We start from the raw sequence: 12,250 nt of genomic DNA on the forward strand, positions 1-12,250 counted from the left end.
AACCGTTATGATTACAAGAAGCTCATTAACTCACTTGGCGAAGAGTGCGGACAGTTACGCTTACGACAACGACACCCTCCACATTCGTTTTCGTAGTGCAAAAGGCGAAGTTGACCATGTAACTCTGTGGATAGGTGACCCTTATACTTGGGCAGAAGGCGGCTTGGACGGAGGAAACTTGGGCGGAAGCGATGCCCACGGCTGGACTGGAGGAACAGAAGTTCCAATGCAATTGGAAGGACAAAGCGAACACCATGACCATTGGTTTGCTACTTTCGTACCACCGAAAAAGCGCACCCGCTATGGCTTTATTCTGTATGGAAAAGATGGTGAGAAATTGCTGTTTGGCGAAAGGCGTTGTGTTGATATTCAAGACGAGCAACGCGCAGAAGTTGAGTTGAGCAACTTGAGCAACTTTTTCTGCTTCCCTTACATCAACCCGAAGGATGTGCTGAAAACACCTGAATGGGTTCGCAACACCATCTGGTATCAAATCTTTCCAGAGCGTTTCTATAATGGTCGTCCGTACATTTCCCCAGCCAATGTACAACCTTGGGGAAGTACGCCCACCAGTGACAATTTTATGGGTGGCGACTTGTGGGGCGTAATTGAGAAATTGGATTATTTGCAGGAGCTCGGTATCAACGGGCTATATTTCTGTCCAATTTTCACCGCTAATGCCAACCACAAATACGACACCGTCGATTACTACAATGTTGACCCACATTTTGGTGGTAACGAGGCTTTTCGTGCCTTAGTACAAGAAGCCCATCGCCGTGGGATGAGAGTGATGTTGGATGCGGTATTCAATCACATCGGTCATCAATCTCCACTGTGGCTGGACGTGATTGAAAAAGGCCAACAATCTCGCTACGCCGATTGGTTCTGGATAAAGCAGTTCCCCGTGTATCCGGATAAGCCCAAATCTGAGTGGGATTTTGACAACCTTAACTACGAAACATTCGCCAACGTATCAGAGATGCCCAAGCTCAACACCGAGAATCCAGAATGCCGTGCATATCTATTGGACGTTGCGCGACACTGGGTACAGGAGTTCGATATTGATGGCTGGCGCTTGGATGTCGCCAACGAAGTCGATCACGAATTCTGGCGCGATTTTCGACGTTTAGTAAAAGGCATCAAGCCAGATTGCTATATCCTTGGCGAAATCTGGCATGAGGGAATGCCGTGGCTACGGGGTGATCAATATGACTCGCTGATGAATTACCCATTAACTCAAGCCATTACCGACTTTTTCGCTCTTGGTCTCGATGATAAAACAAGCTTTATCAATGCAGTAACTCGCTCTTATCTTTCCTACCCGAGGAATGTCAACGAGGCGATGTTTAACCTGTTGGAAAGCCACGATACTACCCGCTTAATGAGCCTGTGTGACAACGATAAGCGCAAAGCGAAACTTGCGTATTTGTTCATGTTTACCCAAGTCGGTTCACCGTGTATCTACTATGGCGGTGAAATTGGCATGGATGGACAAAAAGGGATGGGACTTGAGCTTAATCGCAAATGCATGATTTGGGATGAAGATAAGCAAGATCTCGATTTCAGAACCTTTATACAAAAGCTGATTAAGCTTCGCCAGACTTACCCAGAGTGCAACCAACCTTATCTTGAATGGTTAGATATCGATCACCCACATGTGGTCGCTTTCCGAAAGGGGGCTTTGCAAGTTGTACTCAATAACAGAGATGTAGAAGTGCAATGTTTTGCCAACGATATTGAACTGACTTTGCCTCCGTTTGGCTATGAGATACGCGATATTGCCACTCAGGAACAGCTATGAAGCTTGGCCTTTCTGTTGACTCAAAATGGATATGGGGCGTTGTCATTGATGATAATGATAAGTCCCACTATCGTAATCAACTAAAGACTCCCGTCAGTGCGCAGCAAACTGCTGCGCTCATATCTAGCATGGCGCTGAGCATGCAACGTATGTTCGGCCCACTAACGCTAGTTGGTATTAATCTGATGCCAGACTGTTGGCATGGACAAGAGCAAACATCCAATGCTAAAGAAGCTCTGTCTGATTGGTTAGCGATACAGCTTTCCATTCCTTACCAGTTGTTCGATCCAGCGGTGATTGCGCTGTCACTCATGCCTTCTCTGCCGAAAGGGAACGTGCTAAGTGCGATACTGGATGACGGTTGTGAGCTGTGCGTCACTGATCAAATTTGCCCAACTAAGCCATACCTAAATGTACTCGACTTGGGCTGGGCGCATAAGCCACTGAAAGGCTATCAAAGCTTAGTCGATGGTTTGACGCCATTGTGCAGTTGTGGAAGTGATGAATGCGTTCGTCAATATCTTTCACGGGAAGGGATAGAGCGCCAATATCATCAGCTCTCATTGCAGAATCGAGATGCCAACGACATCATCCACGGTATTGAAGAGAACCACAATTGGTCAACTCGGGTCTATCGCATCTGGATTGATCAACTCGCGAGAGCGCTCTCTGACGCTATCATTCGCTTCAAACCCAAACTTCTGGTACTGAGCGGCAGCCTAACTTCTCATCCAGACTTAGCCCTGACACTAAAAAGCACCCTAAGCCGCTACTGCCAGTATGACTCTCTGCCGGAGATTATTTGTCTGCATAACAACGAGTATGGTTTTGCTCAGGGCGCTATCTCAATGTGTACCGTAAATTGTGCACAATCATCTACATTCATTGCATAAGGAATGGTAACCTTGACAGGAAATTTTGCGTGAACAATTACCGAGGAACTCCCGTGACCGAGCTGGTAACAAAACTGATGGACTTTGGCTTTACGAAAACTGATGCTTTGGTTTATATCAACTTGCTTAAAAATGGCCGATCCAGCGGTTATAAAATAGCCAAAGAGATTTCCCTCTCTCGTTCATCTGTTTATTCGTCGATTGACAACCTGTACAAGAACGGTTGTATCTTTATGTCCGACGGAGATACCAAAGAATATGAAGCCAAATCTCCGGATCTGATATTCAGTCAGATTGAGAAAAAAACGATAGAGAACATTCACATCCTGAAGAAAGAGCTTTCACGCATGATGCTTCAGGAAGAAAAAGAATTTATCTATAACGTTACAGGGTTTGAAAATTTGATTCAGAAAGCTCGGGAAATGCTCAATCTGGCGCAAATGGAAGTTTATCTTAATACGGATTTTCATCTCGAACTGATTGCAGACGAGATCTGCCAGGCCATAGAACGCGGAGTACGGGTGATTGTGTTCTCTTTTAATCGCTTAGATTTACCACACCCAAAAGTTGAACACTATTCTCGCTCAGAAAATCCTGAACAGCGCTATCCTTCTCACCGTTTTATGCTTGTGGTAGACATGAAACAAGCGATGATGTTCTCCCACCGTGAGGAAACTCAAGGCTTGTTCTCAAACAACCGCTTAATCATCAAGATGATGGCTGAGCACATTCACAGTGACATTTACCTGACTGAATATGAAAAATTGGCTTTAGAGAAGCGTTTTCGAATCGCCACCATCCATGAATTGGAAAACAACATGGTGACGGATGACCGCTTAAATGTACATTTGCAGTCAGAACATCAAAGTAGTGATCTTTAGTGATTGAGATATAACTATAGAAGAATAGGGGCAGCTTTAATTTACGCTGCCCTATCGACCTAAATTGCTAATTGTTTCGTTCAGATAGCACTTCTTTAAAAGCAAACATTCCATTTAATGCTGCTGGGAACCCAGCATAGACTGACATTTGTATTATTACTTCTTTCAGCTCTTCCTCTGTACAACCAATGTTAAGGGCAGCGTGCAAATGTACTTTTAGCTGTGGCGTACAATTCCCCATAGCTGTCAATGCAGAAACAGTCGCGATCTCTCTTGATTTTAGGTCTAAGCCCTGACGGGTATAAATATCACCAAACGGGTATTCAATGGTGAATTTGGCTAAATCAGGGCATATGTCACGCAGGCTTTCTATAACTTTTTGACCAGCCTCACCATCAATTTTTGATAACTGTTCTAACCCAGAATTAAATCGCTGATTTTCCATTTTGTGTGCTCCTATAAATGACTACCAGCACACCTTACTAGTTAGAGTTCACTCTAAGTCAACTCACTTTCCCACTTTTATATAAATCAATTTTTACTTCTAATGCGTCCAGATGCTCGACCTGTTGCTGGATATGTTGTTTCAGTTTTTCTCGGTGTTTCTCTAACAGTGCTTGGCGATCTACTCTGGTTTGAGCACCTATATCTCTCAATGACGCATATTTTTGAATTTCTTCTAATGGCATTCCCGTGTCTTTCAGTCGTTTAATAAAGTTGATCCAATCAATATCCCGATTTGAGTAGACACGGTGACCACTGCTATTTCTTTGCACATGTTTGAGTAAACCAATTTTTTCATAGTATCGAAGCGTGTAAGACGAAAGCCCAACGAGGTCCGAAAACTTTTTCATATTCATCTTTGTTACCTTTCTACTTTAATTGGCTAGACCAACGTCAACGCCCAACTGCTGACAATAATTACTGCCGAGAAAACACCCAAGTTCTCGTAACTCTATGCTAGGACGCAATAATTTAACCAAACCCAAAGAAAAAAAAGCGAGCACTAAGCTCGCTTTTAGCAATATTGCTTTAATTGTTCTTACAGCAATTCAACCGACTGTTGAGCAATAACAAATTCTTCGTTGGTTGGGTTTCTATTAGTATCGCACCTACCAACGAGGATTTGGACATTTGTGACTTACAAGCCATAGGAGATTCTTAATTTCCTAATATTACACCTAGATTGCTTGATCACATCTGAGTGGCCAAATTTTTTCAGGCGCTACATATTAGAAAAAGCATCTTGAAACCTTATAGCTCTCCGAATCTATCATCAGTTTTTCTTAACTGTTGCGGTGTATAAGCCAGCAAATATCAAGCATAAACCACCTGTAAAATTAAAAGCTTTAGTGAATTTCTCAGATCTAAATAGTTTGCTGGCTTTAGATGCTAATAATGAGTAAAAAGTAACATTTATCAAAGCGAGACATAAAAAAGTTATTGCTAAAATGGAAAACTGATAGGCAATATTATTTGGTGTGATTACAAATTGAGGCATAAATGCAGAATAAAATATAATTCCTTTCGGATTTAACGCATTTACCAAAAAGACATCTTTGAACAATTTTTTTGAATTATAGGCAGAAGAATCAACTGTCTGAACACTCATATTTGAACTTGCCATAAACATTTTTATTCCAAGATATATCAAATATGTAGCACCTAAGTACTTTATTACAATAAATGCTGTAGAAAAAATGGATAAAAATGTACTCAATCCAAGTAATGACAAGATTATGCACATAGCATCACCTAATATAACGCCAATAGATAAAGGTACACTAGCTTTATGACCATATTTCAACGACTGTCCTACAACATAAATAATTGTAGGTCCTGGAATAATAAGAATAAGGCTTGCTGTAAGTACAAATGTTAACCAGATATGTATTGACATATTCTCTTCTCTCCATGATGAGAAAATAACTCTATTCGAACAAGTTTTGATTGTTTTTTATACCCTAATAATGTTCTCTTTCCATCGTAATTTCAACGGATAAGCAATTTGTTGGTGAAACTAATGGTCAGTTAGATTGAATATCTGAACAGCTACCAACAATAAGATAGAGAAAGTGAAACATTACTAAAATTTGGTCAATTTGACGCTATGAGACCTCGCGATCTGGAACGCTGACAGCTTGAATTTAGGCACAGGCTTTTCAACAATAAGAAAATTTTGTATCAATGTTTTAGCAGTCAGTTTGCTCGGAAAGCCTTAAAGCATCTTCTAGTTCAACGCCAAACTTTACGAATCCGCCTTAAAGCGTTGTTATGTTTTGGATGTCAGTTTAGCAACGACACTAGCAACGCGTTTACCTAAATACTGTGCTGAGAGATCATCAATGCTGTGCACGTTACCATCCGAAGACTGAGAGACAACCCCAAGTTGGCAACCAAGCCGATTTAATCCGAGATCTTTGTAGCCATGTGCGAGATCCAAGCCAACCCAATACATCCCGTGTTGGTTAGCTAGGGTGATTAAGTAGTTTAGAGTACTAGACTGGTCGCCATTTAAAGCACTACCACTAGTAAAGCCTGCTGCTACTTTATTTGCCCACAATTGCTCGCTCCAATACTCACTACTTGCATCTGCGAATGCCTTGAACTGGGCAGCAACACCGCCCATATAAGTCGGTGAACCCATTATAATGGCATCACATGTAAGAAGACTGTCAAACAGCAAAGGATTTACAAACCTCCCTTCTACTATTTCCTTACCACTGATTTTATGCTCAAGTATTTCTATGTCTTCGGCTTCTTCTTTTATACCCTTAATTATTGATTTTGCTAACTTTCCAGTGACATCTGTATGAGTAAAGTAAACTAATGCAATCTTCAACGGATTTCCCTTTTCATCTTAAAAACATAACGCTTCAATCACGCGTGTGTCGCGCGCGTTGGTTTGTTATCTTCTAGTAACTTCTCAATTTGAGGTTGATTTAACCGAAATACTGAGATTTCATCTAATTTTTGAGCTCCTACATTCAAATAAAACTTAATTGCAGAGTCATTTGTTTTAAGTGCCCACCACTCAAACCGGGCACAATCTTGTTCTCTAGCTATTTGAGCCAGATACGCGAGTGCTTTCTTGCCAATTCCCCTTCCTTGACACTTCGGTTCAACATATAAATCATCCAGATGCAGGCCTCGCTTTCCGGTTGTAGTTGAAAATGTAAAGTAATAAACAGCAAATCCACATGGCTTCTCATCTAGATAAAAAATAACGGCTTTTGCTGCAGCATCTTTACCTAGTAAGTTAGTCTTAATATCCGATAGTGAAACAGAAATTGGAAAAGGAAAGTTTTCGCTAGTAGCCAAATCTCTAATGTATTTCAAGATCAGTTTCGAATCAGTATTGTGGGCCGGTACAAATTTCAACATTGCTATTTTTCCTCCAAGCACATAACGCTGAGCTAAGTTGCACAATGCGGGACAATTATTTTGTCAACTGAAGCGACTTGTTAGCTATCTTTTAATCTCTTGACCATAACAAACATTCCTATCTCGTACCTGTCAGTTTTATAAGGTATTTCATCAACTATTCTAAATTGATGTCGTTGATAGAATTTTTGGGCTTGCACGTTGTTTTTTAACACATCCAGCCACACGTATTTGCTATCGAGTTCTGATGCAAGTTCCATTACACGCTCGATTAGCCCTGAACCTAGATTATTGCCAACACTATCCTTTTTTAGATAGATTTTTTGCAATTCAATGCATGGTTTGCCCATACCATTCAGCTCGGAATTTATATTTAATTTGGCAAAACCGATCAGTGTATTGTTTCTAAGGGCTAGCAGATAGCGGTGACTTAATGGTGAATTGATACACGATTTAATTGCATCATTTGAAAAATCAGCATTTAAAAAACTATCAATGTCATGCCAAATATCGGCAAAGTGTTCTCTATATGTGTTACGACCTAAAACCGATATTGCTGAAACATCTTTTAATGTTGCTTCTCTTATATTGAATTCCGTTTCCAAACTCACTTATACCTCATGATTTAGATAGCTAACGCCGTGTTGTGGGGTGAACGCCGCATAAACCAAGCTTCCGCAAATCACTTTCACCACCAAAATCACCGCATACCAAAAATGCCACGCGGCATAAATCCCACTTGAACGCCTTGTTATATTTTTGGTTACTCCAGTATTGTTGATATCGAGCCACTGCCATTTATTTTTTTATCAATGGTTTGTGGAATCCCTAAATACTCAATACGACCTGAACCATTTACTTTCCCCATTAGTTCGGAAGAAACATTTAGTCGAACTAAGCCTGAACCATTAACTTTGATTTTGCCCGTTTGAGACTCTAGCAATGTAGCTTCCACTTGAGCTGCACCATTTAGGGCAACATCGAAATCGTCAACTCTTCCAAACAAATTTGCTGTACCAGCTCCATTTACTACAAGAGTAAAACTTTTAGCCGCCAAATTTGTAATGTCGACCGTTTGCGCACCATTTAAAGTTAGACTAGACACTGAACCGTTGGCTAACTCAAAGATTAAGCCTTCTTCTATTACAACAGCATCTTTAGTGTTAATTTCAAACTTGCCGTTAAAACAGGTGTATTTCAATGCATCCAGTTCTTTATTGATACCTTTCACGCGGCCAGACGAGTCACCACTAGCAACCAGTTTAACTGTTGAAGGGACGTTAATGGTCAAACTAGTGTAATCGCATGCAGGAACTAAAGTTTCAACTATGTTCTCATTAGCAAAAGCCAAAGAACCATTTATCAAACATACAGATAAGAAACTGATATTTTTTATGTTCATCCATTTTTCCCTAAAAATATAACGACTAGCCAAGTTGAACCAAAACCGCCACAGGTTTACTGTCTGACTTGAACGCCTTGTTGTGAGCGTGGCTAAGAATGAGCTCTAATGTATTTCTTGACCTTTTTCATCGCTATCTGACGCTTAAGTGGCGAAAGATAGTCAATAAACAAGTTACCCGACAAATGATCAATTTCGTGCTGCATTACGATAGCTAAAAAATCATCACTTTCAATTGTAAAGGGCTTACCCTCACGATCTAACGCAGATACCACAACTGATGTAAAACGCTCCACATCTGCATAATAATCGGGCACTGACAGGCATCCTTCTTGACCTAGGGCTTTGTCTAAACCAGAGACCACCTCAGGATTAACCAAAATTAATGGTTCGTCTCGACTTTCTGACAGGTCGATAATAACAACGGCTTCCTTACGGCCAACCTGAGTTGCAGCCAAACCGATACCATTGTCCGTTGCATACAATGTTTCCAACATATCGTCGATCAACGTTTGTACCGATGAAGTATCCTGCACCTTTTCCGCTTTCACCTTCAGCCTCGGATCTGGAACTGTGATAATTTCTAAAACTGCCATATTTACCTTTTAATTCTCTGAAGCTCAAAGGCCTAGCACAGCAGCAGCTAGCCATTGCACCAGCGAGTATTTGACTCTAAACAGCGCTCGCCCAACTAAACTGTGTCTGCTGCTGCGCATTGTTAAACAGTAATTACACTCGAATGGGCCGCTATTACTTCCCAGTGATTACCTTCAATATTTTGCCAAACTCGAGTGAACCGAAATGTCCCGTTTGCAGGATTACCATCATAATTGCCGCAGATTGTTACCTTAGCAAACACAACTGCCGTATCCGTTTGTAATTTGATCTGCTGCTCATCGACCGAAATATCAGATATGTGCAGTAAACCTGATTTATGCGCATCTAAATCGTCTTTTTTGCCGAGAACCTGACCTAAATGATTAGTAAAAATTAAATTAGATGACAACAACTTGTCCAAGGCAACTGTGTCGGATTCAAGCATTGCTTTACACAATAATTCTTCAGCTTCGAGAATTTGGATTTCCCTGCTATTTTCCACCGTAGCTCCTTTTTACTGTTTAACAGTGTCTATTCTGCAGACGTTGTCTTTATAATATTTTCTGAAAATACAGACGCCTGCCATGTAACACACTGCCCTCACAGATTTCTTTCATTCTGAATCCGAAAAATTGCAGTTCATGTCTGTATAACTCCAAATGTACAACTAGATTCATAATCTGCTATTAAAAAAAGTAGGTCAAGAACTAGCGATAGAAAGTCGTCAATGCTCTCTGTCTAGCTTGGGATGGAGAAAACGTGTGTTTGCCATGATCGGTCTGATACATCTGGACAGAAGCGCCTTAGACCTCAGGCTCTAAGGCGCTTCTGTCGGACTAGGAAAGTATGTTGAAGGCTTAGACTTTTGTTAGGCTATTACTATTTCTAAATTTGGGATTAAGTCAGAGATAATGGTACGTTCGCTAGTTGTTGATTCAAAGAATATTTGGTTCTTATTGCCTACAGCTATACCAAACATGTCTTTCAAGTTAGCGCCTATACTGTTGGCAATTGATATAGATTTGAACTTTCCGATATTGAACTTGCCGCCCAAGCACTTTGCAAACTCTTCGCTTAAACGCTGTTCCCAACCGCAGGTGTCAAAGTGATACTTGACTATAAATACAGTGGGGAAAACCTGCTTTTCTTCAACAGTAATAGTAGTATGCGCACCGCATTGTTCCCCTATCCTGTAGCAGAGCTTTCCAGAAGTTAGTATATCTATGGATTCATCTAAAGACTTGGTAGTTTTAAACGCGATACCGCTAAAACCTTTGAAGGTCGTATCATCAATACCAAATCTAACTCTAAAATTGATAAACTCAATATTTATGGAGCCAAAGTTTACGCCAACACTTGTGTATTCTTCTTTCTCAGTCAAAGGCCACGCAAATGGCAAGCCTAATTTCTCAGATACGTCATTAGCAACCTCAAACGGGTCATCCACTTCAACCATAAGATGATCTATTCTGAACATCATCTGCTCTGAATGGAATAAGTCTCGTTGCTCTGCGATTTTGCGATGTGTTTTCATATTTTACTCCAGTTTATTCTGAGTGAAATACAAAGCCTAGATACAAAAAAACCTCTGGCGATGACTCACTCAGAGGTTTTTTATCGACGCAAATAACTACCCCCTGAGAAACCTCATGGTCGTAGTGGTGGTTTTTGAGTTTAGGTAAAATCTGTTCATAGAGAAAATTTCTAACACTCTCTAGGCCTCCTTGCAAGATAAATTAAGATTAGGAAAAATTTGATGGTCTATGGATTTGAGCAATTTAAAAATCTATCGATAAATTCTAGTAGGAGGAAGCTCGCTCTTTTAGCGTCAATAAGTTTAACTCTAAAACATTTAACATTGCTAACTTAGGGGCATTGCAGAAGTCAGTGAAGTTGGTAATTGGTGTGTCGCCATACGCGGCTTAGCGAGGGTCTATCCAACATAAAGAACAAAAAAGCGAGCACTGAGCTCGCTTTTAACAATATGGTTTGATTGTTACTACAGCAATTCAACCGACTGTTGAGCAATAACAAATTCTTCGTTGGTCGGAACCACCATCGCTACTGCATTTAGCAGTTCAGACTTACCGATGACACCTGCGTTACCAAAACGAGCCGCTTCATTGCCCTTCGCGTCTTCAACAAAGCCTAGTAGTTTAAGATTGCTTAAGATCTCGCGACGAATATCCAGTGAGTTCTCACCGATACCACCTGTGAAGATGATTGCATCTAAGCTGTCTAATGGGATCAGGTATGAACCGATGTACTTAGCTACGCGGTAAGTGAACACTTCAAATGCGAGTTTCGCACCTTCATGGCCCTTCGCCATTGCTTCTAAAATGCCACGAGCGTCAGAAGTTAAACCAGACACACCTAAGAAACCTGATTTCTTGTTCAGCGTGTTGAAGACTTCTTCTTGAGTCCAGCCTTTCTTCAACAGGAACTCGATAATGCCTGGGTCAAGGTCGCCTGAGCGCGTACCCATCATTAGGCCAGCTAGTGGGGTGAAGCCCATTGATGTATCGACTGATTTACCATTACGAATCGCACACACAGATGCACCGTTACCAAGGTGAACCGTGATGAAGTTTGATTCATCAATCGATTTATCCAGCATTTTTGCTGCTTCACGGCTTACAAAGTAATGGCTAGTGCCGTGGAAGCCGTATCGACGAATACCGTATTTCTCATACAGTTCATGAGAAATTGCACCAGTGAATGCTTTTTGCGGCATTGTTTGGTGGAAAGCGGTGTCGAATACAGCAAATTGAGGAAGGCTTGGGAAAGCTTGAATTGCAGCACGAATGCCTTTTGCGCCTGCCGGGTTGTGGAGCGGTGCTAGATCCGACAAGTTTTCAATTTCAGTCAGTACTTCATCATCGATGCGAACCGTTGAAGTGAATTTCTCACCTCCATGAACGATACGATGACCTACTGCAACCAAGTCTTTCGTAAATCCCAAGCTTTCCATCAAACCTACAATACGATTAATGGCGTGTTGGTGATGATTGTCCGGAGCAGTAATCGCCTCTTCAGTTTTCTCTCCCTGATATTTCCAACCAAGAACTGCTTCAGGAAGGCCAAAGCATTCCCCTAAACCTGTAACTAACGCTTCACCGCTACTTGAATCAATGACTGCAAATTTTAGTGAGGAGCTACCAGAGTTGATAACCAACACATACGAGTTCGACATGGGGCTCTTTCCTGTATCCGACAATGAGTATGAAGCTAATGCTTCGTGTGTTTGCTTACACCCATTATTCAATAATTTTTGAATCTTTCAACTTTGTTT

The 12,250-nt window shown here is 41.1% G+C and carries 15 protein-coding genes; 3 read left to right on the plus strand and 12 right to left on the minus strand.

What is annotated here, in order from left to right; all coding sequences use genetic code 11:
• Window positions 1-7: 7 nt before the first annotated feature.
• The 3 genes from L3V23_RS06825 to L3V23_RS06835 are packed head-to-tail and all read left to right on the plus strand — an operon-like array spanning window position 8 to window position 3,575.
• On the plus strand, window positions 8-1,801 hold the full coding sequence (locus tag L3V23_RS06825; protein ID WP_237292114.1) for a glycoside hydrolase family 13 protein: 1,794 nt from the start codon (window positions 8-10) through the stop codon (window positions 1,799-1,801).
• Window positions 1,798-2,694, plus strand: a complete 897-nt coding sequence (locus L3V23_RS06830; protein ID WP_102965715.1) for an ROK family protein — start codon at window positions 1,798-1,800, stop codon at window positions 2,692-2,694. Before L3V23_RS06825 ends, L3V23_RS06830 begins: the two co-directional genes overlap by 4 nt.
• 53 nt (window positions 2,695-2,747) lie before the next feature.
• Window positions 2,748-3,575, plus strand: coding sequence for a TrmB family transcriptional regulator (locus tag L3V23_RS06835; RefSeq protein ID WP_102962169.1), 828 nt, complete (start codon window positions 2,748-2,750; stop codon window positions 3,573-3,575).
• A 67-nt stretch (window positions 3,576-3,642) separates the two neighbouring features.
• Here L3V23_RS06835 and L3V23_RS06840 read toward each other — a convergent pair whose 3' ends face one another.
• From L3V23_RS06840 to L3V23_RS06895, 12 genes are all read right to left on the minus strand, one after another.
• A complete protein-coding gene (locus tag L3V23_RS06840; protein WP_102965714.1) occupies window positions 3,643-4,020 on the minus strand; it encodes a carboxymuconolactone decarboxylase family protein in 378 nt (125 codons plus the stop codon).
• A 58-nt stretch (window positions 4,021-4,078) separates the two neighbouring features.
• A complete protein-coding gene (locus L3V23_RS06845) occupies window positions 4,079-4,435 on the minus strand; it encodes a MerR family transcriptional regulator (RefSeq protein WP_102965713.1) in 357 nt (118 codons plus the stop codon).
• Window positions 4,436-4,851: 416 nt separating this feature from the next.
• The gene (locus L3V23_RS06850) at window positions 4,852-5,475 is read right to left on the minus strand and encodes a LysE family translocator (RefSeq protein ID WP_102965712.1); all 624 of its coding nucleotides are present in this window, start codon (window positions 5,473-5,475) and stop codon (window positions 4,852-4,854) included.
• 372 nt (window positions 5,476-5,847) lie between these two features.
• On the minus strand, window positions 5,848-6,417 hold the full coding sequence (locus tag L3V23_RS06855) for a flavodoxin family protein (protein WP_102965711.1): 570 nt from the start codon (window positions 6,415-6,417) through the stop codon (window positions 5,848-5,850).
• A gap of 38 nt (window positions 6,418-6,455) precedes the next feature.
• The gene (locus L3V23_RS06860) at window positions 6,456-6,959 is read right to left on the minus strand and encodes a GNAT family N-acetyltransferase (protein WP_102965710.1); all 504 of its coding nucleotides are present in this window, start codon (window positions 6,957-6,959) and stop codon (window positions 6,456-6,458) included.
• Between the two features lie 80 nt (window positions 6,960-7,039).
• Entirely contained in the window at window positions 7,040-7,570 is a 531-nt protein-coding gene (locus tag L3V23_RS06865; RefSeq protein WP_237292115.1) for a GNAT family N-acetyltransferase, read from the minus strand.
• Window positions 7,571-7,592: 22 nt separating this feature from the next.
• The gene (locus tag L3V23_RS06870) at window positions 7,593-7,757 is read right to left on the minus strand and encodes a DUF3265 domain-containing protein (RefSeq protein ID WP_102954180.1); all 165 of its coding nucleotides are present in this window, start codon (window positions 7,755-7,757) and stop codon (window positions 7,593-7,595) included.
• On the minus strand, window positions 7,723-8,361 hold the full coding sequence (locus L3V23_RS06875) for a DUF2807 domain-containing protein (RefSeq protein ID WP_237292116.1): 639 nt from the start codon (window positions 8,359-8,361) through the stop codon (window positions 7,723-7,725). Before L3V23_RS06875 ends, L3V23_RS06870 begins: the two co-directional genes overlap by 35 nt.
• Before the next feature lie 92 nt (window positions 8,362-8,453).
• Window positions 8,454-8,957 carry a peptide deformylase gene (gene def, locus L3V23_RS06880; RefSeq protein WP_237292117.1) on the minus strand — a complete coding sequence of 168 codons (504 nt, stop codon included), beginning with the start codon at window positions 8,955-8,957 and terminating at the stop codon, window positions 8,454-8,456.
• 122 nt (window positions 8,958-9,079) lie between these two features.
• The gene (locus L3V23_RS06885) at window positions 9,080-9,460 is read right to left on the minus strand and encodes a nuclear transport factor 2 family protein (RefSeq protein WP_102954178.1); all 381 of its coding nucleotides are present in this window, start codon (window positions 9,458-9,460) and stop codon (window positions 9,080-9,082) included.
• A gap of 366 nt (window positions 9,461-9,826) precedes the next feature.
• A complete protein-coding gene (locus L3V23_RS06890; RefSeq protein WP_219725626.1) occupies window positions 9,827-10,492 on the minus strand; it encodes a hypothetical protein in 666 nt (221 codons plus the stop codon).
• A 465-nt stretch (window positions 10,493-10,957) separates the two neighbouring features.
• Window positions 10,958-12,151, minus strand: coding sequence for an acetate/propionate family kinase (locus L3V23_RS06895; protein ID WP_102962173.1), 1,194 nt, complete (start codon window positions 12,149-12,151; stop codon window positions 10,958-10,960).
• Window positions 12,152-12,250 lie beyond the last annotated feature (99 nt).

It is taken from the genome of Vibrio sp. A1-b2, assembly GCF_021726015.1.
GTDB lineage: Bacteria > Pseudomonadota > Gammaproteobacteria > Enterobacterales > Vibrionaceae > Vibrio > Vibrio diazotrophicus.